Genomic DNA, 23,434 nt, shown 5'->3' with positions numbered 1-23,434 from the left:
GCGTTCTGAAAGGGGGTGAGAGATTGGTCGAATTTACCAGTGGAAAGAGTAGAGGTAAATGTTTACAATAGGGATCAAAAAAAGGGGTGAGAACTTAAAGTTCATATTTTTCCCGGGGGAGTGCGGAAAATATCCGCATCAAGTCTGCTCAATCAACCTCCAGAATCCATTGGTAGAGATCGTCTGTATTGATTTCCAAAAGTCTAGCAACAGTGTACATAGCTTCCGGTGTCATAAGGCGTTTTCTGCTGCACCAGTAAGAAATCATTCGTGAAGACCATCCGGTTTTTCTGGATAGTTCGGCCTGGGTCATGCCCTTTTTGTCAAGCCAGTATTGGAGCAGACACTTCCCACGAGAGAAGTGCAAGCCTCAAGTTCTCCTTTCAACAACAAAAATGGTTCACATTTTGTTCGTATTTTGTTCGCATGTCGTTCGTGTTTTTGCTATACTGTAAGGTATCATCCAACAGAAAAATACATAAGGTGGCGATCTTCATAACGCACTTAGATACGAAACAGTTAGAACGTGACAGCTCAAATTATACTGAAAAAGAGAAGCATTTTCTTAAAGAGATGACAGAACTATTTAGACTGCATTCTTTTGACGAAATCGAAGGCCTCATCAATAAGATCAAGGGTTCTAGGGTCGTTGAGTGACATGCCATGTTTATCGGAAAGACGTTTGATTCGATCGAGTAATGCAATGTCACTTTCACTAAAAGCATCCTCCTCAATTCTGGAGGGTGTTTTTATGTTGTGCTTAATAGTAATTTTTTTGAGGGACTCGAAGAATCTTTCTTTAATCTCATCACGATTAAATTCAAGAACGGTTTTAACTGACCTTATGTCATAGGCTTTATTGAATTCCTCGGCAGCTTCCTCGTGCTTTCTATCACTGTGCTCATCGATTTCTGAATAGTACTCCTTAAAATAATTTTCATATTCTTGTGCTTGAGAAGATCCACGGTAAGCATGTGCCATGTATAAATTAGAATCTAAAATAGCATAAAAAATATCTTCTCTGAGCTCCTCGTAAAAGTAACCCTCCTTATCAGTTAAGACATATAAGAGATCGAATATCTTCTTGTCAATGGAATCTTCGGACTCAATTTCGTTTTCTTCTCCCAGTAATACAGCGGCTGAAACGCCTAAAGCGGTAGATAGTTTTGTAAGTGTTTCGGCAGACGGACTCTTCACTCTTCCGCTTAACAACGATGTTATTGTCGACTGAGGTAACCCCGAGTTTTTAGCGAGCTTGTACTTAGTCCACCCTTTCGATTCCATTAACTCCTCAATTTTTCCTATAATGCCCATATTGTAACGCTCCTTCACCTATATATGGCGATACATCGATATATATTAATTTAAATATAGCGAAATGTCAAGATAAAAAGAGTTTGCGCGAGTAAATTGAAGAGAATATGATGTTATGTAGATACAACGAAATTTGAATATAACGATACGTCGTTATATATTGGATTCAGGAGGTGATGAGCATGGTGAAAGACATCGGAACTCGGATATCCGGGTTGCGTGAAGCCAAAAAAATAACACGATACCGACTTGCGGTTTCAAGTGGTGTTTCATATTCATACTTAGTAGCTCTTGAGGAGAACAAGCACAGCCCCTCACTGGAGATGATTGAGAAAATCGCAAGCGGACTTGGTACTACTGTATCGAAATTGCTTGAAGAAAGCGAGGTTGTAAAATGATCGCACTGAAGCACCTCGTATTCATCGAAAACAAACGTCCGGTTACGGATAGCATTACTGTCGCTGAAACGTTTGGTAAAAACCATCAGCATGTGTTACGCGATATTAGATCCCTTGAATGTAGTGAAGAATTCAGGGTGTCCAATTTTGGACAGACCCCCTATGTTCATCCACAAAACGGTCAGACTTACGAGAAATATCTTATTTCCCAAGACGGATTCACCTTCCTTGTAATGGGCTACACGGGAAAAGAAGCAGCGCGATTCAAAGAAATGTACATCACGGAATTTAACCGGATGCGCGAACAAATTCAGGGGCCTGTTGTTCCGAGAACGTTGCCCGAGGCCCTTCGACTCGCTGCAGACCTTGCGGAAAAAAACGAAGCTCTACAGCTCCAGAATGCCCAAAAGGAACAGATAATTAACGAATTGCAGCCGAAAGCAACTTACTACGATCTTGTGCTACTAAACAAATCCCTGGTCCCGATAACTCGGATCGCCAAGGACTACGGAATGTCAGGACAAGCGATGAACGCATTGCTTCACGAACTTGGAGTCCAGTTCAAGCAGGGTGACTGCTGGCTGTTATATCAAAAATATGCTGACAAAGGCTACACGCAAAGTAAAACGCAAGTGATTGATGAGGAGCGCAGCAAGATGCACACCTACTGGACGCAGAAAGGCCGTCTATTCATCTATAACCTTCTCAAGTCGAAGAATCAACTTCTTCCAGTAATCGAGCGAAATAGCTAAATAACTGCCCTTTGAAAACTAAATACTCCATATAGAAAAGGCTGGTGGAACGAATGATCGGTATTCACCCGATACATCGCCGCCTGGCTCAAATTCAATTCAAAGCAGAAGTGGTCGGATACGACCAACTCACACAAGAAGATCAAGTCGAGCTGCGGCATTGCCTGATTGTAAACGGACAGCTGGTCCGCCGGCTGGATGAGTTGAAACAACTCTCATTTATAGCATACACGGTCGATGATCGAGATTGGCAGCATGAGATTTGCAAACAAATCGAAGAATTGGAGGCGAAGATGATATGAACGTTTTTGCGAAGATGCTTCAATCCGTCGGCCTTACTTCCGGCACGGTCTATGTGAGCGGCCTTATGAAAGGCCATGAAGTCCGGGCAATGGCTGCTTTTATCCGGTCAAAGGCGGCGGATTCCAAGTGATGATACGCCGCGGAGATATCTGGATTGCGGACCTAGGCGTACAGACCCGCAATTGCGGATCGGAGCAACGGGGAGTTCGTCCGGTACTGATCATTCAAAACGATGTGGGCAACTTCTACAGCCCGACTGTTATTGTCGCTCCGATCACAGATGGGAATAAGCGCTACATGCCTACACACGTCAAGGTCTCGTGGGAGCGCGGGATCGGGAAGGATTCCGTTGCCATGCTTGAGCAGATCCGAACACTCGAGAGAACGAAATTGCGGAAGTGGGCGGGATCAGCTGGCGAAATTATGAATGAAGTGGACCGGGCGATAAGACTGAGCCTTGGCATTGAAGGGAGGTGAACACGCGAAATGCTGACCGCAAAGCTGCCCATTATCGGCACCGTTGCACGGATCGAGCCGGGGAAGATCATTGTCCGCAGTGGCGATCGAACCGATTCGTACAATCCGCTTTATTACCGGATTATGCCGGATCAATCGGAGTACGCAGAGGGGAGGGAGCCGGCCGGTGGAGACAGGGGATCGTAACATCGTGGTGGAGCGTACCGGGTCGGGATACCGCGTCCGAATCGAAACAAAGGCGGAGGAAGCCGCCCGGGATATCAGCGCAATCATCATCGTTCTAGCTGGATTCGTGGCGATAGCGGCGCTAGTAAATTGAGAAGTCCTATTATTTTTTTGCCCAAAACGGCATGTAGGGCCAAAAAAAAGAGTCGCCCAAGAGGACGACCGCTAAGAAAAATTCGATTGCAATTATTCTACCACAGATAGCGAGGTTGGGGAATGCCCAAGGTTATCCGATTTATATCGCTCGAGCTCGTCAATTTCACATCACTCCGCAGCCGCACGGTCAATTACGGCGATATTACCCGACTGTCCGGTAAAAACGGCGAGGGCAAATCATCGATCGGCGCGGCTCCGGCTTGGGTGTTTTACGGCACGGATTTGTTTGGCAGTAAGTTTGACCCGTCTCCCACAACATACGAGTTTGACCGGGTGTACGCCTCCCTGACGCTCTCGATTGATGGCAGCGAGTACCGGTTCGCCAGAGAGCTTCCCAAGGGCAAGACGGCGGTCTACTACGTCAACGAGGTGCCGACCAAAGCCAAGGAGTTCGAGTCCGCTGTCGAGGCGTTGCTGCCCAAAGATGAGTTTTTGTCCTTGTACCATCCAGCCTACTTTTTCGGGCTTCACTGGACCAAACAGCGGGAACAGGTGATGCGGTACGCACCGGAGCCGCTACAGGGAACGGTTTTCTCCGAGATGAGCCGGACCGATCCGGGGCAGAAAGCAAAGGACATTCCGCTCAATTCGGCGGCCGCCAAACTCGCTGAATTGGTCAAAAAGCATACGCTGGTCGACCTGCAGCAAATCCACGGCGGAACCAACGGCCGCAAAAGCAAGCTCGACAAGCAGTATATCGCGGCGCAGTCCAAGACGCGCACCTTGCAAGAGCAATTGCTCCGGGTACCACCAGCTCCGACAAATGTAGTACTTGCAGAAAAGCGGCTCGTCGACATCGAGGCTGCGATCAAAGGCAACGGCGTCAGCCCGCTGCCCGCGCTTCGATCCAAAATAGACCAGTTGCAAAGCGAATATGTCCGCTATGCGACGCAGTACCAAGACGCGAAGGAGCAGCATACTGCGGTATCCGCGAAAAAGCCGGATGATACTTGTACAGCCTGCGGCCAGGCGCTGAAAGACGTAACGAGGGAGGCTGCACAGGCCGCACATGCTGCCGAGCTTAAGACTATCGCGGCAAAGGGTAATGAGGCACTGCAAAAGGCCAAAAAGCTGCGCGCGCAAGTCAAGGAGGCGCAGTTGGGGCTTACGGCAGCGGAGGCCGAGGAGTCCGGAAAGCCGGACCTGTCCGCACTGTACGCCGAGCGGGACGCGCTCAAGGAGCAACTGCAAGCCCATAAACAGCGGGATGATCTGAATCAGCAGGTTGCGGCAGCCAAGGCAGCAGAGGAGAAAACGCTCGCTGACCTGCGGGAATCGACATTCATCCTCGACGCAATCAAGTCTTACCGGGCCAAAGAGGCAGAACTGCAAGCTGTACAAATCCAGTCGCTCTTTACGACCTTGTCAATCCGGCTATTTAAATTTGTGAAGACGACAGGAGAATATGAGCCAGACTTCTCGATCCAGATGAATGGGAAGGATTATGTGAAATTGTCCACGGGAGAGCGGGTTACGGCGCAGCTGGAGTTGATCGACGTGCTCTATAAGCAGTCGGAGCTTGTAACGCCGACGTTCCTCGATTGCATCGGCGAGTACACCGGCAAGGTTTCGGTTTACGGCCAGCTGATCACCGGCCGGGCGGTTCTGGATCAGGATCTTTTGATTGAGACGACGATGCAGGAGGGCGATAAAGATGGGCGTTAAGGAGATTTCTGTCGGCTTCACCTACACCAAAAACCTCGGGAACTACGAATCGATCAAGATTGACGCCGGGTTCGTAATCGCGATCGGCGAAGGCGATGATCCAGAAGCGGCCTTCAACAAAGCCTGGACAGCTGCGAAGGCCCAGGTCATCAAGGGCGTAGCCAAGTTTCAGGAAGGAGGGCGTCCATGATTATAACAGTCCAGTTCAACGATTTCCGCGGCCATCCGAGAATCGAGAAGAACGATTGTATCGTTCTCCGGCGCAGGGAATTTAACGAAACTTTTGTCGATGTCTCCTTTCCTTTCCACGAGGATACGCCGAATTTCACGCTGACGGTCCCCGAGGCTCTGACGCTGCGGAACGCGATCGACGATCTTGTAGCGGTGAAGATGCTTGGAGAGCCTGAGCCCCGTTACTGTGTAGCGTCCGACTGGGCGCCCAGCAACATCAATATTCCGGATGCGGCGCGGATCAGGGGGCTGCTGGACGATTACCAACTCCAGAGCGATTACGACGCCGGAGCCCGGCAAGCAATTCAGCGGGTCATAGGCATTCTCAAACTTAAGGAGGACAAATAATCCATGGCAAACAGCACACAAATCGTATTTTCCGGGTTCGAACAGCAGCAGGTCGACACGATCCGGCACACGCTGGCGAAGGACGCCACGCCCGAACAATTCAACCTTTTCATGAGTACGGCGGTCGCAGCCGGCCTCAATCCGATGCTCAACCACATCTATTGTATCGTCTATGGGGGCAAGCTGAGCATCCAGATCAGCGTCGAGGGGATCATGTTCCTCGCCAAGCGGGTTGAGGGATACGCGGGGATCGACGTCCAACTGGTCTATGATGGCGACGAGTTCCGGGCCAAGCGCATCCGGGGGGATGACGGCAAGTATTATTGGGACGTCGAGCACGAGATGGGACCGCAAGATGGCAAGGTCATCGGCTGCTATGCCTTTGCTTACCGGGACGGATTCCCGGCGGTCTACGAGTACATGAAGGCGGCGGAGGTTCAGCACCATCTGACGGGAAATAATGCGGCAAACTGGAAAAAGTATTTCAACGACTTCTTCAAAAAGACGGTGGTCAAGCGGGCGGCAAAGCGTCAGTACGGCATTGAGATCGCCGAAGACGATGCGCCGGTAGCAGACAGCCCCCCGGCCCCGTACGAGCGCCGCGATATCACGGATGAGGTTAATAGTTCAGCACAGAACCAAACACCGCCGCCGGAGCAGGTATCAAGTCAGGACGGCGAAGCCGCAAAGATGAAAGAAGCTCGACAGCAGATGAAGGCGAAATTCCTGCAGCTCGGCATAACCGATCCGGATGGAATGGATGCCTATATCAATAAACACGCAAGATTCAAGGGAGAAAAGCCAACATTTGCCGAGATGACGGGCCTTCTCAAAATCATGGATAAGGATTTGGCAGCGAGACAACAGGCCGACGACGACATCCTCGGTGACCCGATCTAATGAGGCCGGAGCAGCTCGATATGTTCGCAAGCACCGTGGAAGAGGTGGCCGCGCCCGCGGCTCCTCCCCAGGCTCCCATTCTCAGAGGTTTCTATTACGAACGAGCCACGGACAAATTCGTTTCGTTCTACATGGGGGAGCGGTACTACGAGGAGCCAGCCAAGGGCTGTAAGCTGCCGAAAGAGTGGCAGCAGCGGATGAAGGAGGAGCGTTCGATTTAACTAAGCTCTGTTCGATTTTAAAATTTTATACCTTCGTGTCTTTTTTCAACAAGTTTCCCATTTACGAAAAGCAAATTAATTTCAGGACGCTCTGATAAGTACTCAAAATCTTTCTTAATATTGAAGTTTTCTTTAAAAGCACCGTAGTAGAAATACGATTCTCTTTTAAATGTGTTGGTAGGCTGGCCGTTTACTAGCATGCTGTTATCTTCAGTATAGACATGGTGGCCTCTTTCACCAACTATTTCATCTACCTCCTCAAGAGTCATGCCGACTACAAGAGAATTATATTGATTTTCAGTGATTTTAGGGTATACCCAAAATTTAAGAGGTGCAACTGCGAAGATGACAGCTACGAATAGGAGCATAGCAAGTACCACCTTTAATATAACGCCAAGCAATCTTCTAATAGTTTCCAACCCCCAGTTCTAATTTTTAACACTTATACGGGATAGTATCGGCATAGTTTCGAGTGCAATAAAGACTTTCTCATTTACAAGGAGGTTAGCATGCAAGTTACAATCATCGCCTCCGGATCGGATGGCAACTGCATCCACCTGCAGAGCGGGGACGCTGGGGTCCTGATCGATGCCGGCAAATGGAAGCGGGACTTGGAAAAGCGCCTGCTGGCTAAAGGCGTTAATGCCTCAACCGACATCCAAGCCATTTTCATCACGCACAGCCATAACGACCATATCCGCGGATTGACGATCGCGAACAAATACCGGCTGCCCGTATACGCGACAGACGGCGAATGGAAAAAGATATCCGGCGTGGACGACGAGCTCTGCCGGACGCTCGAAACGACTTTCAGTAAATACGATCCGGTTGAAGTCGGGCAGCTCAGAGTACATCCGTTCAAGGTCCATCATGACGCGCTGGAGCCGGTCGGCTACTCGGTGGAGGATGGTGACGGGAACCGTGCTTGCGTCGTCTTCGATACCGGTCACGTTGACGATGACATGCTCGAGATGATGGAAGGCAACATTTACATCGTCGAAGCAAACCATGACGTTGACATGCTGCGGGAAGGCCCGTACGACGACTATCTCAAGGACCGGATCAGCGACAAGTACCGTGGACATCTGAGTAACGACCAGACGGCAGAGGCGCTGGCAAAGCTCGCGAAGGGCCGGGGCGAGCGGATTTATCTCACGCACTTGTCCGATAACAACAACCTTCCGGCACTCGCAGAAATGACCGTTAAGCAGGCACTTACGGCGAAAGGTCTGCGGGCGGGCCAACATTACGAAATCGAGGTGGTTGAGCGATGAGCTTGACGGAATTGATAAGCAAAATCGGCGTACTCGAAGGCAAAGTCAGAACGCTGGAGTACGAAAAGCAATTGTTGCTGGATTCGGTTGAACGTGCTGTATCCGAAGCTCCGCAACCGATGGTAGTGCCGCGCAATGTAGCGACAGCCCTCCAATCTTATCGTGATGACGGCCATGATGTGGACTACGTCATCAAAAATCTTATTGATGTTCCCTTTAGACCAAGAGAACGTCTCAAAGTGCTTGCGGACTTTGGAAGGGGGAACGGGTACATGCTCGTTTGCGCCTTGGTTAATGGTTTTGTAGCGGAATCGCCGGATGATCGGCTGCGTTCTGGAATTAAAGAAATACTCGACAAATGGGATGCGGATACGGCTGGTGGAGTATTTCCGGATAAAGTCCCCCTTACAGACCGCATCACCGAATTTGTCCAAGGCTTCTATGCAGCACAATAGCACCATCGAAACGGGTGAGGGAATGGCAAATCCCCAAAAGGAGAACGGGTATACGGGCGTGGCAAACGAAATTCTCGACCAAATCGTTCAGAAGCCATTTAACGGCACACAGTTCCGAATCGTCATCGTCGTCTGGCGCAACACGTACGGCTATCACCGGAAGGATCATGAGATGTCGATCGACTACATCGCTCAGGCGACCGGCATTCATGCGACGCAGGTAAAGCGGGAGGTCAAGAAGCTTATTGACCAAAACGTCATAACTGTCGTTCGCGAAGCAACCAAGAACCGATCAAGGGTTATCGGCTTTCAAAAGAACTACGATCTTTGGTTTGGGGGAACGGATTCGCTCCCTCAACCAGATTCTTGGGGGAACGGATTCACTCCCTCTGAGGGAACGGATTCACCCCCTCGCGAGGGTACTAATCCACCCCCCAACAAAGAAAGAAAAGAAAACTCTAAAGAAAGAAATACTTCTTTACCTCGAAATAAGAAAACCCCTTATTCCGAGGACAGCATTCCGTACCGCCAAGCTGTATATTTTCATAAAAAAATTATGGTCCATGCAGCAGCCAATAAAGTGGATCACCTTGTCAAAGATGCTCCCTTGCAAAAATGGGCTGACGAGTTTCGAAAAATCGTCGAGATCGACAAGCGCGATACAAAAGAGCTATTGTCCATTATCGATTGGTGTACGTCGGATACGTTCTGGCAGGTCAATATTCTGAGCGCCAAGAAGCTCCGGGAGAAATACGTTCAGCTCGCGGTGAAAATGAACGCTTCCCCCGCAAAGCGCGGCGGTCAGAGCCGAGATGATCGGAACAAGGCCCTTTTACAAAAACATATGGAGGAGGCGCGGCATGAACAAGGAGGAAACAGTGAAGCTTCTCTCTTTGGTCACTACGGCCTACCCGACGGTGGAGCTGACGAATGAACGCATTGCCCTTTGGTCGGAAATGCTGCGAGGGGTCCCTTTGGCCGCTGCTCTACCAGCCCTGAGAGAGCACATTCTGTCAAGTCACTTTCCCCCAACGATAGCCGATATCATACGGTCGGGCGGAGATGAGAGCGGAGAAGACAGGGAAATCGAAGCTCGGAACATCTTGATAGAGCATCAGCGCTGGGTAGATGCAGGCAACGAACCGGAGGACTTTGTATATGAGCCAACACGATCTATTGCTATCCGCTGAGCAATCGGTAATCGGAGCGGTATTGCTCGAATCTGATTGTTTGGACCAAATTGATTATCTCGAGCCAAGAGATTTTGAGGAGAAGCGTAACGAGCTGATTTTCAAGGTAATGCGTTGGTTCTATGAAAATGATAAGCCCATCGATCTCGTAACCATTACGGAGCATTTCCAGCGGCGAAACCGGCTCGATGTCATCGAGAACGGGTATCTGTACCAAATCGCAAGCGCCGTACCTACAGCAGCAAATGTTCAGCATTACGCCGATATCGTCCGTTCCCGGGCACATCGTCGCCGTACCAAGGAGCTCGCAAAGAAGCTGGAACAAGCAGCTGACGAGGAATACGAGTCAGATGAGGAGTTTTTCGCCACGATCGACGAGATGGTCGACGATCTTCGGCCGCAAGCGGAGTCGAAGATGCTGGGCTTTAAGGAGACACGGAAGTCCTACTTTGATCATCTTAAGAGCAAAGCCGCGAAATTGATGACCGGCATTTTCAAGCAGTTTGACGAATGGGCCATGATTTGGATCGGCTGGCTGTACATCATCGCGGGGCGCCCTGGTGTCGGCAAGACAGCCAAAGCTTTGCTGCTCGCCTACGGGATTGCAAAGCATAACCCAGACGCCGGACCTGTACTGATTTGGTCGCAAGAAATGGATACCAACGAGGTCAAAGACCGGATGGTAAGCGCGGTGGCAGGGGTTAACTATAACCGGCTTATCAATAAGGGCGGTCAGGGGGCCGGGTTCACGGACCTCGAGTGGAAGAAAATTAACGACGCCTACGACGAGCTCGAGCGACTAAAAATCTTCGTCCAGGATAGCGCGGGCGTCAACATCACTGAAATCAGGGCTACCGTCCGCAAGTTTAAAAAGAAATACGGGAAGGTCGCCGCGGTCATAGTCGATTACCTGCAGATCATGGATATTCCAACTTATAAGAACGAAAACCGCTCGCAGGCGATCGGCCGGGTGACTCGGACAGCAAAGACAATGGCGCGGCAAATGGGATTCTGCTTCATCATGCTGTCGCAGATGACCCGGGAGAGCGAAGAGCGCAAGGAGCCGAAGCTGTCGGACCTGAAAGAATCGGGATCGATCGAGCAGGACGCGGATGTCGTTGAGTTTCTTTGGTGGGACGGGGAGATGAAAGACAACCTCAAGGTGATCCAGTCCATTTTTGCCAAGGGTCGAAACGTCGGCATGAACCGGTTCCGCTATCTCTTCAAGTGGTGGCACCAGAAATATGAAGAGCTAGAAAAGAAGTCTTCAGGTGGTGGTAAGGCGTCATGAGCAAGCGAATTGAGACCGACGAAGCATACGACCGATCGGCAAAATGGCTCGTTGATAAGGCGCAACAGATTAGCGACCCGTTGATCGATGAAGACGAAAAAGCCAAATTGCTCCGGCATTACGATTACGTTGACAGCGAGATGCAGCGGTACCGGCGTGGGCAGCTGGTCAAGGAGTTTCCCGGGCTGCGGAGGGTTTACGCCCAATTGGGATGGAGCTTCGACGAGCCCGCGGAGGCAGCCGAGCTGAAGCAGCCTGAGACCGAACTGCCAAAGCAGGAAACGCAGCCTCCCCCGTCGCAACCGCCAGCAAAGCGTGTATCAGGGTTTTTGGATGATGATGACGATTGAGGTGATTACGTGAACGTCTATTACATTACTCCAGAAGATTACGATACGGCTCGCAACAACGGGATTCCCGAATATCTCGTATATCAACGAGTATACTCGCTGAATTGGAGCATAACTCGAGCCGTAAAAACTCCCGTTGGTAGACGGAATGCATGGAGATGGAGTGAGTTCAAGGACATCGCTATTTCCAACGGAATCCAATATCGCACCTATCTTGATCGAGTATCCCGTATGGGGTGGACACCGGAAAAGGCCGCTTCTACACCAGCGTTAGAGAAGAAGGAAATACGGAAGCTAGCTGAATTCGGAAAAAACAGACTCTTAAGTCCTGATCAGGCTCTGATTGCTGAAAAAAACGGAATAACAAGACAATTGGCGTGGAAACGAGTGAAAGAGCTTGGTTGGGACGTTGAAAAATCCATCAGCACTCCAAAAGTTTCGATGGAAGAGTCATTGAAGCGAGCGAGAGCTTCAGAAGGATCGTTTTCGCAGCGCCCCCTCTTTTTTCGGAAACAGAAGCAGTAAGGAGGAACCGATGAAAACAGAATGGACAGCAGCAATCCTGTTCGGCGGGATCGGCGGGGCGACAGCGGGACTCGAAGGAGCTCGAGGCGAATATGCCGGCCATGTTGGGCAATATAAGATTCTTTGTTCGATAGACGTCGACCCGGTCGCCTGCCATAACCACGACCTTGTCACAGGCTCGGAAACGGCCGTACAGATGGACCTATTTGATCGCAAACAATACATCGACTTCTTCGGCAAAGAGCCGCCAGAAAGCTGGCAGGAGGCTACGACAGCAGATATGTGGCAGGCGTTTCAAGAACAAGTTCCTGACACGCTCTTCACTTCGCCGCCGTGCAAAGGGTTCAGCGGGCTTCTACCAGAAAAGTCGGCCAAGACGAGCAAATACCAGGCTCTGAACCGGTTGACCATCCGCGGACTGAAGCTGGCGCTCGACACTTGCCTCGAGTACGGTGACGATCTTCCCCGGGTGATCCTGATGGAGAACGTACCCCGGATCAAGTCGCGAGGCAAGAAGATTCTGGACGAGATCAAATCCTTGCTGAAAGGATACGGCTTCGCAGTTCACGATGCCGATCACGACTGCGGGGAGCTCGGCGGGCTCGGGCAGCACCGGAAACGGTATCTATTGATTGCGCGGAACGAACGGAAAATGAACAGCTTCGTATACCGTCCGGCCATCAAGCCGCTAAAGACAATCGGTCAAGTGCTGGGACGCCTACCGATGCCGGGTGACACGGTGAACGGCGGTCCGCTGCACCGGCTGCCGAAACTGGAATGGAAAACGTGGGTACGTCTCGCGCTCATTCCAGCCGGAGGGGACTGGCGGGATCTGAATAAGGTCGATTGGGAGAATTACCGCATTGTGCACGAGCCGCGGCGCGGCGCCTTCGAAGTCGCTCCTTGGGAAGAACCGACCCGGGCAGTTACGAGCACGGCGGGGCCGGGGCGGTCGAATGGTGTGACGGCGGTATCCGATCCAAGGCTAGAAATCAACGGTGACGGCAAAACGAATCTCTATCGCATCCAGCGGGACGACGAACCTGCAGCATGCATTACCGGAGCGGTCGGGCCGAGCAACGGAGCTGCATGCATTAATGATCCGCGTTTGAAAGAGCGGGAGGGGCGACACCCGGGAGTGTACCGGATCATCCGGACAGATGAACCAGCTTCTTGCATTACGGGCACGCGTTTCGGCAGCGGTGCGATAGCGATCGCTGATCCTCGGGTAAATACGGAACTGATGCCAGACAGCTACGGCATCCAAGATTGGGACAATTCAGCCAAGACCGTACGCTCTGCCTCTCGAATCATGCAATCAGCGAGTAGTATTGCAGACCCGAGGCTTAACGACCGGGACGGCCAGCGGCGTAGCAATGGATACCCGGTACGGTCATGGGACGGCCAGGCTTATACGATAACTGGCGAAGATTCACTCGGTAGCGGAGGGCAGTCAATCAGCGATCCACGAATCGCCGATCGGCCCGGACGCTACACGGACCAATACCGCATGCAATCGACTGATGCCCCCGCAGCTACGGTAACGGGAGTCACGGATGTTCAGAGCGGGGCGCAGTTGATCGCCGATGCTCGACTAGGGTGCGAACCGCGTTCCGGCACATACGGCGTCCAAAGCTGGGAGGAGCCGGCGAAGACGGTCACGGCTAGCGGGGATGTTCATTCCGGAACGGCAGCAATTGCCGACCCCCGGCCGGTACCAGAGGATGCGGACCGCGGCGTCTGGACGATCATTGCGGAGGATGGCACCTGGCACCGGCCACTAACGACATACGAGCTCGCGATGCTTCAAGACTTCCCGGCGACTCTTCCGGACGGAAGACCGTTCCAGCTTGAGCAATGCGCCGACGCTAAGGCGCGGGAGTATATCGGAAATGCGGTGCCCCGGGCGGCTGCCGCAGCTATGGGGAGCGTGATTCTCACGGCGATGATGGCAAGCTATGTCGGCGATTTCATGATGAGCTGGGACGAGGTTTGGGTAGCACCGCAAGACGAACAGCGGGCGCCGGTGGCGCTGCATTGACCGAGGAGGGACGACATGATTCTGCAAGGCGACTGTATGCACGTCCTCCCGACACTGCTCGCTGGTCACTTCCATACATGCGTGACCAGTCCCCCATACTGGGGGTTGCGTGATTACGGCATACCGCCTTCGGATTGGCCGGAAGTGACGTATACGCCAATGCCCGGACTTCCACCGCTTACGGTGCCGGTATGGACCGGCTGCCTCGGGCTGGAACCGACGCCGGAGATGTTCGCGGCTCATATGGTGCTCGTTTTTCGAGAGGTTTGGCGGGTGCTGCGGGATGATGCGACACTATGGCTCAATTTCGGCGACGCCTATGCAACAACTGGTTACAAATCGCACAGCTCTGATTCGGACGTTGCTGGCTGGGATTCGGATCGGAGAGGACAGAGTGTGGCGAGGACGGCCGTGTCCGGCATCAAGGTCAAGGACCTGATCGGCATTCCGTGGCGAGTAGCTTTCGCGCTTCAGGCAGATGGATGGTACCTCCGGATGGACAATATCTGGAGCAAGACAAATCCCATGCCGGAGATCGTTACTGACAGGACAACGAAGGCCCACGAATATTTGTTTCAACTGTCGAAATCCGACCGGTATTACTTCGATGCGGAGGCAATTAAGGAACCAGGTGCGCAGGATGAATGGGCGAACGGATTTCGGGGTGGCGCGTATACGGAAGCCAAAACATTCGATAATGGATTCGGCGGAAAACGTACGAACCGTGGCGACTTCAAACTGTCACATGTCTTTGCTCGGAAGGTAAAGGAATCACCGAAACCCGGTGAAGTGGCACAGCACCGGCCGGATCGGAAGCCAGTTGAGTATACAGGGATGAGGAATAAACGGAGCGTTTGGCCGGTGGCCACCCAGCCATTCCCGGAAGCACACTTTGCGACATTCCCAGAAAAACTAATTGAACCTTGTATACTCGCCGGCGCCCCGGTAGGCGGGCGTGTCCTAGATCCATTCGGCGGCAGCGGTACAACGTTGAAGGTAGCGCTCGAAAATGGGCGGGAATGCACGCTTATTGAAATGAAACCGGATTATGTAGAACTGGCCGAGCGCCGGACGGCAACGATTCAGCCGAAATTGCAGTTTTGAAAAAGGGAGCAGCTTATTTAAACGACTTCTGAGCAAGTCTCCCGTTTATAAAGTCAAGGCTATACGTAAGAGGGTAAAAGAATGATCTAGCGGAAAAGTCGAATTTTCGAATGTATGCGTAGTCCTGTTGAGTGAACAGTTGATTTGATGATTCGAATTCTAAAAAACCTTTCTTACCTGCTATATCAATCATTTCATCTACCGTCATCCCTATTTGAATCTTACTGAATTGCTCATGATTGATTTTAGGATAAGGTAAAGTTAAAAGCTGCATGATACCTGACCAGATTGCTGCAAAAATTAAAAATGGCAAAAGTAATTTAGTAATGCCCACTAGTATTCTAAATACACCTTTTATCATCTAATTACTCCTTTACAAAAATGTTGGAATATACCATACGATTCATTATCGGAAAAGTTACATCAATATTTAATATTTTCCAAACATGTTGGGGGTGGAACATTGGGCATTTCCGACGAGCTTTACCTGCTTGCAACGGACGTGGCGCTTGATTTAGATATCCGTTATGCAGCGGCCAGACAATTGCAGCAAAGGCGAATGCCGCAGGCTGAGATGCCAAAGAAGCGGGCGCCCGTTCCAAGAGAGCGAAACATCCCGCTCGACACGTTGATAATTTTGCGACGAACGAAGGAACGACGTAGGAAAGGAGTAGGACGATGAAAGAAAGATGCAACTATCCAGACTGCCGGTCTCGTGCGACAAAGACGTGGGCACTCGTGCCGGTATGCGGCGCTCATCAAGCAAATATTTGGTGGGAAACAGTCCGCTATTACGAGAAACGTATAGTTCAATCTGAGCGCGTGCATTACAGCAAGATTGAGCATTTAACGCCTTGGGGTAGAAAGTGATTCGGACATAAGAATAAACGCAGCAGACGCCAAATGCGGCGGTCTGAGGGGCCGTTGCACCCATTGAGGGGAACGTCAGTTCCTAATTTCGTCGGGAGGATGATAGATTTGTTCTTTGTGGGGATTGACCCGGCGACCGAAACCGGGCTTGTTGAGATCGGGGAAGACGGTAAGTTGATCGGATGGATCGAGCTTAAGGCCATAGGCAAGACGCCGGCGGCCCGGCTCAACGACAATCTGAACAACATATACCGGCTGCTAAAACGGGACAGCAAAGTATGCATCGAGGGTTTCGCGCTGGAGGCCAAGTTTGATACAGGCAAGGTGTCCAGCGGATTCAACTGGGCAGCGCGCCTGGCGATTGATCGAAAAGTAGGGCAGTTCGATTCCGCAACCCCGAACCAGCTTAAGAATTTTGTCTCAGTTGCCGAGTGGGAGCCAGACCCGGAGCGCCCCGGCAGAAAGCGTAAGTTGGAGGGCAAGGAGGTCAAACGTCGGGTGCAGGCTGCCGTTGAGGCGCACTGGGGTCATAAACCACCGACCTCTAACATCGCTGACGCTTATGTGCTGGCCCGCATCTCGGAGGCGCTATGGAGGCTCAGACAGGGGCAACGGGAGCTCGGCGATTACCCGGATTATCAGCGGGACGTGCTGCATGCGATTCTTGATCCGGCGGGGTACAAGGCAGCTAAGGAAGCCACAAAGGGCAAGAGGGGAAAGAGAGGGGGGGTGTAGGTATGGGCGAAACATCGATCGAATGGACTGACCGCACATGGAACCCGTTACGCGGCTGCAGCAAGGTGAGCGAGGGATGTCGCAATTGTTACGCGATCCGCGTGGCGCATCGGTTCGGCGGTGAAGGAATGCCGTACGAGGGATTGACGCAACCCGGCCCCGGTGGACCGAACTGGACCGGGAAAGTGACACTCGTTCCGGATGCGCTCGAGTCGCCGCTCCGCTGGCGCAAGCAGCAACGGGTATTCGTCAACAGCATGAGCGACTTATTTCATGAATCAGTCGATGAAAAATACATCGCTAAAGTGTTCGGGATTATGTGTCTATCCCAACAACACACTTTTCAAGTCCTCACGAAGCGGCCGGAGAGAATGGCTCGATTGCTGAATAGCGAGGATTTCCAGATGCATACGGGATGGTTCGCTTCCCAAGCAATCCGTGAATACGGGCTCGACCGATCTAAATTCGAATACCTTCCCGATTGGCCTCTCCCGAACGTCTGGCTCGGCGTGAGCGTTGAGAATCAGAAGGCAGCCGACGATCGCATTCCGCTGCTGCTCCAGACGCCGGCGGCGGTCCGGTTCCTGAGCTGCGAGCCGCTGCTGGGACCGGTAAAGCTACCAAAGAGCGCATATGAATTCGACGAAGAATACCCAGAAGAGGGCAGCGTTTGTAAGTTAGATTGGGTTATCGCGGGCGGGGAGAGTGGCCCCGGCGCTCGCCCGATGCATCCAGACTGGACTCGGAGCTTGCGCGATCAGTGTCAGGCGGCGGGTGTGTCATTCTTTTTCAAACAATGGGGAGAGTGGCTACCAGTTCACCCAGATAGAAAATCGTATGAGTACTCATCTCCCGGGCATAAATGCGCTGAAATCGACGGCACAAGATTTTTTCGGATTGGCAAGCTGCTCGCCGGCCGACAGCTAGACGACCGTGAGTGGAACGAGTTTCCGGAGGCAACATGATTGACTGGATCGGCCGCTGGATGTGGCGTTTTGAAGGTTGGCTTCGGCGTAAACGCCGTAGGGTAAAGGCAGAGCTTGAACGGATTGAGAAAGAACTGGAGGAGGATGCCAAATGAAGGACCAACCGGTCTTGTTCTATTGCAAAGATGGGGTCTTGTACCCGGTAGCGCTGACGGAGGAGCATCAGCGGCTCTTCGAAATGCTAGTCAGTACATTATCTCCATTGAGAGTCGTGTTTGACCAGCCGCAGGGAAGCGCGGTAAACCTGCTTGGGAAATCGAACTGAATATATCATAACTCATATTACGAGGAGCGAACGAACTATGAAAACAGAACTGAGCGTATTTTTCAAAATGATGCAGAAGGACGACAAAAAGGAAGTCCTCAAATTCGAAATCAAGGGCAACGAGGACGGTGACGCTGAAGGCGATCTGTTCAGCCTTTCGGGCAGCATCGTGGTGTTTAGCATTGCCGGGTGCGCTGCTGGGGATGTTACGGCCGAGTTCATGAACATTCAGCGGGATAGCAAAAAGACCGTCATGAAATTCGCGATTAAAGGTGACAGCGAGGAAAAAGCGCAGCAGCTCTACCGATACGCCGGCCGGAATGTCTCGCTCTCGGTTCAACCTTCCCAAATGACCATGGACGAGTTTTACGGGGAAGATGAGGACGAACACGAGGGCATCGAATACAGCGTGGATGGGGACGGGACGGTAATCGTCCCCCAAGAACAGCTTACGATCGATGATGTAGATCCGGACTCTGTCGAACCAGAGGAGCGCTACGAGGAAGAGCTCCCGGGAACTAGCGATGATGCCGATCCGATGCATGGCGTGGACGATGACGGACAGATTCCGGAAATGACCCACCCTGACGACGGCTTGCCGTTTTGATCGAATAAATCAAAATACCCGGGGCCGCGCGCCCCGGATTGGAGGTCTACTATGCCGGCGTTAACGGCCAACCAACAAAAGACGCTTGATTTTATCCGAGATTTTATCTACAAGAATAACTATTCCCCGACGTTCGACGAGATCGCTCGAGGCATCGGGCTAAGATCTCGATCCGTCGTTTATGAGCGCCTGCTTCGGCTGCAGGATAAGGGTCTGGTCGACTGGGATACGGGAGCGTCTCGTACGATTCGGCTTATCGGTGCGGACAACCAGCCCAAATACACGGTACGCCGAGAAGCTGGCTTGGCGGTATCGATCGATTATGACGGAAACGCCGTGCTGCAGCTTGCACCCTGCTCGCGGAACCAACTGGAAGTAAATAGGTTCGTGAATCAATTAAATCAGAACCTTGGGGGTAAGCCGGCATGAGCGTAACATTGGAACAGCTGTATGAAAAGCAGAAGGAGCTGGACGCACGGATCATTCGGGAAAAGGGGCTCGAGGGAGTCGATCTGCTGCCGAACACGGTACTGGCGCTGCAAGTGGAGATCGGCGAGCTGGCGAATGAGTGGCGCGGGTTTAAGCATTGGAGCAATGATCGGGAGCCTCGAACCACTTATAAGTGCAAAAAATGCAGTGGTAAAGGGTATAGGAGCTGGTTTGAAGGAAGTTTTGAATTAGGTGACTTGGTGGAGCGTGGGGAACCCTGTGATGAATGCATGGGTGAAGGTGTTGACGCAAGCGTTAATCCACTGCTCGAAGAATACGTCGACTGCTTGCATTTCTTCCTTTCGATAGCCCGGCAATTAAGCGTGACGTACCTTCCGGCGTACCGACCTCGGATCGTTGAGGAGTCGACATCGGAACAAATCCTAGACCTGATTATGATGATTGGTGAGATTCGGGGATGGGAGAGTGACATGACCCCGGAGGAAAAATGGGAGATGGCTTTTTATAGCTTCATTGACTTGGGACATAAGTTCGGCTTCAAGTGGGATCAGATCGCAGCAGCATACCTCGATAAAAACAAAACGAATCACGAGCGTCAGGCGAACGGTTATTGAACAGCCGCCCCGGTTCTACGGGGCTTATCCCACCCAATCAACAAAGGGGTGATCGGAGCGCGTGCAGATGAGAATGGGAAATGACTTTATCCCCGATCTCGACCCCAAGAAGGTGCGGAAAGAAGTCGAGAAGGTGTTCTTCATCTACCGGACCTACAAATACTTGGGATTCGAGGAACGGGAAGCATCGACAACGGCATCATACGAGGATCGCCAAGGAGGGAATACGAACGTTACAAGTGACCAGACGGCCAGCGTGGCGATTCAAAATGTGGACCAGAAGGAATATCGCCGCTCGTACTGTGAGCGTGTAGAACTGGCTGTTAAGGGCCTCCCGCGGATGGAGCGGTTTCTGATAATCGAGCGGTACACGACAGAAGAGACAGAGTATATCACCGATCAGAATGTTTATAACCACAAGTTCAACCCGCCGATCAGCGAGAACAAATATACAAAGATTCGGGGAAAAGCGTTCCTGCGGCTGGTTCTGAAATTCGATGATCTGAAGCTGCTGCAACTGGCGGATTTGGCGAAGAAGGGGGAGTAATGTGGGAGGATACCAGGAATTGATGATAGGGAACGATCGTTATATGTACGATCCTAAAGAAAACACAGTCACTAGATTTAATAATAATCACAAAATGTGGGTCAAGTTAAGGTTTTTGGGTAGCAAAGATGTCGATCCATCTGAGGAAGTAATAAGGCTCCTCACAGACGAATTCTTAAGAAAGCAGATAACATAAAAAAAGCCCAACTCAACGTTGGGTTTTACATAATGGAGAATAGGGGGCTCGAACCCCTGACCTCTTCGCTGCCAGCGAAGCGCTCTCCCAGACTGAGCTAATTCCCCGAAGTGACAAATGGGATAAACCCTCGTCGTACTTGACTTAAAGTATAATAACACAAGCTTTACCTCAACGCAACAATTTATTTTATGTTTGATTATTATGGAAATTTCATATAATTTATTGGTAGTGTAATCGACAAAATTGGAGGTCGAATCAATGGCAGGAATGAAAATGAAAAAGAAGTTTGCAACAATCGAAGATCGAAAAAAAAGAGTGGCATGTTTCTATAGAGTTTCGACGAAAAAGCAACTTGATGGAGACGATATCCCATCTCAACGCAGGTCTTGCTTGGAATTTCTTGAATCAAAGGGTTGGGAATTTGTAAAAGAGTATGTCGAAAAAGACGTATCTGGATTTAAGGTATCAGCAAATGATCGCGATAAAATTCAAGAGGCAAAGCGAGATGCAGAAAGTGGAGTTTTCGATGTGCTGCTTTGCTTCATGTTTGATCGCTTGGGTCGCAAAGAAGATGAAACGCCCTTTGTTGTAGAATGGTTTGCGAAAAGAGTTGAAGTTTGGTCTGTAATGGAGGGACAACAAAAATTCGAAAACCATACAGACAATTTGACAAACTATATCCGTTTTTGGCAAGCGGGCGGGGAAAGTAGAAAGACCTCGATGAGAGTTACCGAAAACCATACTCAAATGGCCGAAGATGGTCTATTTACTGGTGGAAAAGCAGCATATGGATATAAACTTGTGCCATCTGGTGTGTTTAATAAAAAGGGGAAAGAGCTTTTCAGACGCGTGAAGGACGAAGAAACGAATGAGATTGCTTTCCATATGTACGATTTGGTTTATTCCAGCGGCTTCGGAGCGAATCGCATTGCAAGACACCTAAACGAGTCGAACATACCTTCAGCGACAGGGAAAAAGTGGACATCTGGAACGGTTAACTTTATTTTGAGTAATCCACTCTACAAAGGGTACCCGGCCCATAGTAAAAGGATACTTGATGAGGATGGCAAACATAAAACTGCCCCAAAAGACGAATGGACGGTTTCTAAAGTACAGATCCCTGAGCTAGTTACAGTTCCAGAACATATGTGGGATAGAGTTCAAGAAATCAGGAGTTCCCGATCACAGGAGAATACCGACAATCCAGATATAGAAAAGATAAATATAACAAAGAGTCCGCTGCTTTTTGTTGGATTGGCACGATGTGGGCACTGCGGTTCTCCACTAACAACGACGTACAATTCGAAAAAATATTTGCTCGTAGATGGCACGGTTCAAAAGTGGAGACAGGCAAAGTACCGATGTAGCGGAAAGGCCATGAGCAAAACAGATTGTACTGGGCAAACAATATACTCTCAAATCAAGATAGAGAGCGTTGTACTTGAGGAGTTGGATAAGTATCTCGATCAATTGCGTGAAGTTGACCTAACCAAACAGGTCGACCAGTTGAAGAAAAACTCGGTGTCCGTAGAAAAATTAGAGTTAAACAAGCTTACTAAACAAGGAAATACGCTCAAGAAGGAACTAAAGGCTTTGACAGATGAAGTGACAAAGAGCCTTCTTGGGAAGAGTTCATTTAAACCGGAGCTACTGAACAGTTTAATAGAACAGAAGGAACTCGAATTGGAAGAGGTGAAAAAACGGTTTACAGAGGTTGAGAAGAAGCACACTTCGAAGATGATCGAAAAAAATGAGATGGAGAGCTTTATTAATATCATCCCTGTCTGGAAAGAAGTTTTCCGTGGCGCGTCTCATGAGAAACAAAAAATGATGCTTACCAACGTCATTGATAGCATCATTGTGTACAGGGATTCAGTTGAGGTAAATGTGAAACTCAAAATTACGGACTTGATTAAGTCCGTTCACGGGCAGTATAATAAACAAACGCGCTCTCCCAGCTGAGCTAAGGCCCCTCGTAAGCGACTTTTTTAGTATACAACAGCTGCCCTGGGGAATGCAACATGAATTTTGGAGTGTTCACAATTTGTTTAAATATTTAAGGAATAGGCGGTCCGGTACGGGAAAAGAAGGTGCCTGCTTCTAACGGATACGGGGATCAGAGTGCCGGAAGAGCTGCGCAGCCGAATCTTTCATGCATACGCGCAGGCGGCCTCTTCGGAGACGCCGGTTCATGACGGTACGGGCCTCGGGTTAAGCATTACGAAAAAGCTGGTCGAGCTGAACGGCGGGGAGATTGAAATGAACTCCGTCATTGGCCAAGGCTCGGCGTTTACATTTACGATTCCGCTACCTTCCGGGACAGCGGAGAAAGCGAAGCGGGCGGCACGACAGGCCGAGCCGGTCCCGATCGGCGCGTTTCCCGCAGGTACGGACTATCCAGTTTACGTCAAGGGGAGCAAAGAAGAGCGTCTTCTCGTCGTGAACGACGATTTTGCGAATCTCCAGTCGATGATCAATCAGCTCAGGCTGGAAGGCTATCCCGCCGTCGTCGTTAATCGCGGGCAAATGGCGTTGTATGAGCTGGCCAAGTCGCCGGACTTCTTTCTCGTCATTCTGGACATTACGATGCCCGATATGTCCGGCTATGCAAAGCGAGGAAGGGAAAGGCACGCGGATTGCCTTCACCATTCCTGCACGAGCGCAAGCGGAGCACGGGGATCTGCCGGACCGCGAATAAGCTCGGAGGAGGAAGTAACTTGACGCTACAAGGTTTGGCCTAAAAATGATCGGACTGCGGACGTGGGACCGGGCACGGAGCTCCGGGAGTCGTGCAGGGATAAAAGCAATAACGGTGGTTTGCGGGACTTTCCTAGTTAGTGTTCCAAAACGCCGAAATCCCTTGTGGCAGTAAGAGAGTTTTGTATTACCAACATTTATCCTCGTTTATTTCTTTCTGAACCCAAATATTTTGTTAAAAAAA

Annotated in this window: 34 protein-coding genes and 1 tRNA gene; 30 read left to right on the top strand and 5 right to left on the bottom strand. The window is 50.7% G+C overall.

Going from position 1 to position 23,434, the window contains the following annotated elements; translation table 11 throughout:
• Positions 1–148 precede the first annotated feature (148 nt).
• Complete coding sequence (locus AC3Y2E_RS06565) at positions 149–367, bottom strand: helix-turn-helix domain-containing protein (RefSeq protein WP_379208402.1); 219 nt, start codon at positions 365–367, stop codon at positions 149–151.
• 215 nt (positions 368–582) lie between these two features.
• The gene (locus AC3Y2E_RS06560) at positions 583–1,314 is read right to left on the bottom strand and encodes a helix-turn-helix domain-containing protein (protein WP_379208400.1); all 732 of its coding nucleotides are present in this window, start codon (positions 1,312–1,314) and stop codon (positions 583–585) included.
• A gap of 182 nt (positions 1,315–1,496) precedes the next feature.
• Here AC3Y2E_RS06560 and AC3Y2E_RS06555 point away from each other — a divergent pair, with 182 nt between their 5' ends.
• From AC3Y2E_RS06555 to AC3Y2E_RS06500, 12 genes are all read left to right on the top strand, one after another.
• On the top strand, positions 1,497–1,712 hold the full coding sequence (locus tag AC3Y2E_RS06555) for a helix-turn-helix domain-containing protein (protein WP_379208398.1): 216 nt from the start codon (positions 1,497–1,499) through the stop codon (positions 1,710–1,712).
• Positions 1,709–2,464, top strand: a complete 756-nt coding sequence (locus AC3Y2E_RS06550; RefSeq protein ID WP_483875093.1) for a phage antirepressor KilAC domain-containing protein — start codon at positions 1,709–1,711, stop codon at positions 2,462–2,464. The genes AC3Y2E_RS06555 and AC3Y2E_RS06550 overlap by 4 nt, the downstream gene beginning before the upstream one ends.
• Before the next feature lie 53 nt (positions 2,465–2,517).
• Positions 2,518–2,766, top strand: a complete 249-nt coding sequence (locus AC3Y2E_RS06545; protein WP_379208396.1) for a DUF7667 family protein — start codon at positions 2,518–2,520, stop codon at positions 2,764–2,766.
• Positions 2,763–2,897: a hypothetical protein gene (locus tag AC3Y2E_RS06540; RefSeq protein ID WP_379208394.1), complete on the top strand. Its 135-nt coding sequence runs from the start codon at positions 2,763–2,765 to the stop codon at positions 2,895–2,897. Before AC3Y2E_RS06545 ends, AC3Y2E_RS06540 begins: the two co-directional genes overlap by 4 nt.
• Positions 2,897–3,244, top strand: a complete 348-nt coding sequence (locus AC3Y2E_RS06535) for a type II toxin-antitoxin system PemK/MazF family toxin (protein ID WP_379208909.1) — start codon at positions 2,897–2,899, stop codon at positions 3,242–3,244. The genes AC3Y2E_RS06540 and AC3Y2E_RS06535 overlap by 1 nt, the downstream gene beginning before the upstream one ends.
• A 9-nt stretch (positions 3,245–3,253) precedes the next feature.
• Complete coding sequence (locus tag AC3Y2E_RS06530) at positions 3,254–3,430, top strand: hypothetical protein (RefSeq protein ID WP_379208392.1); 177 nt, start codon at positions 3,254–3,256, stop codon at positions 3,428–3,430.
• Positions 3,411–3,563 (top strand): hypothetical protein, encoded by a 153-nt coding sequence (locus AC3Y2E_RS06525; protein ID WP_379208390.1) that lies wholly within the window; start codon positions 3,411–3,413, stop codon positions 3,561–3,563. The genes AC3Y2E_RS06530 and AC3Y2E_RS06525 overlap by 20 nt, the downstream gene beginning before the upstream one ends.
• Positions 3,564–3,685: 122 nt before the next feature.
• Positions 3,686–5,290, top strand: coding sequence for an ATPase (locus tag AC3Y2E_RS06520; RefSeq protein ID WP_379208388.1), 1,605 nt, complete (start codon positions 3,686–3,688; stop codon positions 5,288–5,290).
• Positions 5,280–5,480, top strand: a complete 201-nt coding sequence (locus tag AC3Y2E_RS06515; RefSeq protein WP_332075171.1) for a hypothetical protein — start codon at positions 5,280–5,282, stop codon at positions 5,478–5,480. The genes AC3Y2E_RS06520 and AC3Y2E_RS06515 overlap by 11 nt, the downstream gene beginning before the upstream one ends.
• The gene (locus AC3Y2E_RS06510) at positions 5,477–5,869 is read left to right on the top strand and encodes a hypothetical protein (RefSeq protein ID WP_379208385.1); all 393 of its coding nucleotides are present in this window, start codon (positions 5,477–5,479) and stop codon (positions 5,867–5,869) included. The genes AC3Y2E_RS06515 and AC3Y2E_RS06510 overlap by 4 nt, the downstream gene beginning before the upstream one ends.
• A 3-nt stretch (positions 5,870–5,872) precedes the next feature.
• Positions 5,873–6,769, top strand: a complete 897-nt coding sequence (locus AC3Y2E_RS06505) for a RecT family recombinase (RefSeq protein ID WP_379208383.1) — start codon at positions 5,873–5,875, stop codon at positions 6,767–6,769.
• Complete coding sequence (locus tag AC3Y2E_RS06500; protein WP_379208380.1) at positions 6,769–6,990, top strand: hypothetical protein; 222 nt, start codon at positions 6,769–6,771, stop codon at positions 6,988–6,990. Before AC3Y2E_RS06505 ends, AC3Y2E_RS06500 begins: the two co-directional genes overlap by 1 nt.
• A 17-nt stretch (positions 6,991–7,007) precedes the next feature.
• Here AC3Y2E_RS06500 and AC3Y2E_RS06495 read toward each other — a convergent pair whose 3' ends face one another.
• Positions 7,008–7,409 (bottom strand): hypothetical protein, encoded by a 402-nt coding sequence (locus tag AC3Y2E_RS06495; RefSeq protein ID WP_379208378.1) that lies wholly within the window; start codon positions 7,407–7,409, stop codon positions 7,008–7,010.
• A 90-nt stretch (positions 7,410–7,499) separates the two neighbouring features.
• On the opposite strand from AC3Y2E_RS06495, the gene AC3Y2E_RS06490 reads away from it, so the two are divergent.
• From AC3Y2E_RS06490 to AC3Y2E_RS06450, 9 genes are read left to right on the top strand one after another with little or no spacing between them, the layout of a single operon-like run.
• Positions 7,500–8,264, top strand: a complete 765-nt coding sequence (locus AC3Y2E_RS06490; RefSeq protein WP_379208376.1) for an MBL fold metallo-hydrolase — start codon at positions 7,500–7,502, stop codon at positions 8,262–8,264.
• On the top strand, positions 8,261–8,719 hold the full coding sequence (locus AC3Y2E_RS06485; protein WP_379208374.1) for a hypothetical protein: 459 nt from the start codon (positions 8,261–8,263) through the stop codon (positions 8,717–8,719). Before AC3Y2E_RS06490 ends, AC3Y2E_RS06485 begins: the two co-directional genes overlap by 4 nt.
• Positions 8,628–9,653 carry a replication protein gene (locus AC3Y2E_RS06480; protein WP_379208907.1) on the top strand — a complete coding sequence of 342 codons (1,026 nt, stop codon included), beginning with the start codon at positions 8,628–8,630 and terminating at the stop codon, positions 9,651–9,653. Before AC3Y2E_RS06485 ends, AC3Y2E_RS06480 begins: the two co-directional genes overlap by 92 nt.
• Entirely contained in the window at positions 9,580–9,909 is a 330-nt protein-coding gene (locus AC3Y2E_RS06475; protein WP_379208372.1) for a replicative helicase loader/inhibitor, read from the top strand. The genes AC3Y2E_RS06480 and AC3Y2E_RS06475 overlap by 74 nt, the downstream gene beginning before the upstream one ends.
• A complete protein-coding gene (locus tag AC3Y2E_RS06470) occupies positions 9,878–11,200 on the top strand; it encodes a replicative DNA helicase (RefSeq protein ID WP_379208370.1) in 1,323 nt (440 codons plus the stop codon). The genes AC3Y2E_RS06475 and AC3Y2E_RS06470 overlap by 32 nt, the downstream gene beginning before the upstream one ends.
• Positions 11,197–11,550, top strand: coding sequence for a hypothetical protein (locus tag AC3Y2E_RS06465; protein WP_379208368.1), 354 nt, complete (start codon positions 11,197–11,199; stop codon positions 11,548–11,550). The genes AC3Y2E_RS06470 and AC3Y2E_RS06465 overlap by 4 nt, the downstream gene beginning before the upstream one ends.
• 9 nt (positions 11,551–11,559) lie before the next feature.
• Positions 11,560–12,075, top strand: a complete 516-nt coding sequence (locus AC3Y2E_RS06460; protein ID WP_379208366.1) for a hypothetical protein — start codon at positions 11,560–11,562, stop codon at positions 12,073–12,075.
• A 10-nt stretch (positions 12,076–12,085) separates the two neighbouring features.
• Positions 12,086–14,116, top strand: coding sequence for a DNA cytosine methyltransferase (locus AC3Y2E_RS06455; protein ID WP_379208363.1), 2,031 nt, complete (start codon positions 12,086–12,088; stop codon positions 14,114–14,116).
• A gap of 15 nt (positions 14,117–14,131) precedes the next feature.
• A complete protein-coding gene (locus tag AC3Y2E_RS06450) occupies positions 14,132–15,220 on the top strand; it encodes a DNA-methyltransferase (RefSeq protein ID WP_379208361.1) in 1,089 nt (362 codons plus the stop codon).
• 13 nt (positions 15,221–15,233) lie between these two features.
• Here AC3Y2E_RS06450 and AC3Y2E_RS06445 read toward each other — a convergent pair whose 3' ends face one another.
• Positions 15,234–15,581, bottom strand: coding sequence for a hypothetical protein (locus AC3Y2E_RS06445; RefSeq protein ID WP_379208359.1), 348 nt, complete (start codon positions 15,579–15,581; stop codon positions 15,234–15,236).
• Positions 15,582–16,189: 608 nt separating this feature from the next.
• Here AC3Y2E_RS06445 and AC3Y2E_RS06440 point away from each other — a divergent pair.
• The 7 genes from AC3Y2E_RS06440 to AC3Y2E_RS06410 all read left to right on the top strand — a co-directional run bounded on the left by AC3Y2E_RS06440 (position 16,190) and on the right by AC3Y2E_RS06410 (position 20,294).
• The gene (locus AC3Y2E_RS06440; RefSeq protein ID WP_379208357.1) at positions 16,190–16,825 is read left to right on the top strand and encodes a hypothetical protein; all 636 of its coding nucleotides are present in this window, start codon (positions 16,190–16,192) and stop codon (positions 16,823–16,825) included.
• A gap of 2 nt (positions 16,826–16,827) precedes the next feature.
• Positions 16,828–17,790 carry a phage Gp37/Gp68 family protein gene (locus AC3Y2E_RS06435; protein WP_379208355.1) on the top strand — a complete coding sequence of 321 codons (963 nt, stop codon included), beginning with the start codon at positions 16,828–16,830 and terminating at the stop codon, positions 17,788–17,790.
• A 112-nt stretch (positions 17,791–17,902) separates the two neighbouring features.
• Entirely contained in the window at positions 17,903–18,076 is a 174-nt protein-coding gene (locus AC3Y2E_RS06430) for a hypothetical protein (RefSeq protein ID WP_379208353.1), read from the top strand.
• Between the two features lie 37 nt (positions 18,077–18,113).
• A complete protein-coding gene (locus AC3Y2E_RS06425) occupies positions 18,114–18,683 on the top strand; it encodes a hypothetical protein (protein ID WP_379208351.1) in 570 nt (189 codons plus the stop codon).
• A 51-nt stretch (positions 18,684–18,734) separates the two neighbouring features.
• Positions 18,735–19,112 (top strand): LexA family protein, encoded by a 378-nt coding sequence (locus AC3Y2E_RS06420; protein WP_379208349.1) that lies wholly within the window; start codon positions 18,735–18,737, stop codon positions 19,110–19,112.
• On the top strand, positions 19,109–19,747 hold the full coding sequence (locus AC3Y2E_RS06415) for a dUTP diphosphatase (protein ID WP_379208347.1): 639 nt from the start codon (positions 19,109–19,111) through the stop codon (positions 19,745–19,747). The genes AC3Y2E_RS06420 and AC3Y2E_RS06415 overlap by 4 nt, the downstream gene beginning before the upstream one ends.
• Positions 19,748–19,814: 67 nt before the next feature.
• Entirely contained in the window at positions 19,815–20,294 is a 480-nt protein-coding gene (locus AC3Y2E_RS06410; protein WP_379208344.1) for an ArpU family phage packaging/lysis transcriptional regulator, read from the top strand.
• A 229-nt stretch (positions 20,295–20,523) separates the two neighbouring features.
• Here the strand turns inward: AC3Y2E_RS06410 and AC3Y2E_RS06405 are convergent.
• Positions 20,524–20,597 (bottom strand) — tRNA-Ala (locus tag AC3Y2E_RS06405).
• Between the two features lie 154 nt (positions 20,598–20,751).
• Between AC3Y2E_RS06405 and AC3Y2E_RS06400 the strand changes: the two genes are divergently transcribed.
• On the top strand, positions 20,752–22,455 hold the full coding sequence (locus AC3Y2E_RS06400) for a recombinase family protein (RefSeq protein WP_379208342.1): 1,704 nt from the start codon (positions 20,752–20,754) through the stop codon (positions 22,453–22,455).
• A 132-nt stretch (positions 22,456–22,587) separates the two neighbouring features.
• The gene (locus AC3Y2E_RS06395; RefSeq protein WP_379208905.1) at positions 22,588–23,214 is read left to right on the top strand and encodes an ATP-binding protein; all 627 of its coding nucleotides are present in this window, start codon (positions 22,588–22,590) and stop codon (positions 23,212–23,214) included.
• The last annotated feature ends 220 nt before the right edge of the window (positions 23,215–23,434 follow it).

The sequence above is a fragment of the Paenibacillus sp. MAH-35 genome (assembly GCF_058135425.1).
This window is presented reverse-complemented; position numbering and strand designations above follow the sequence as displayed.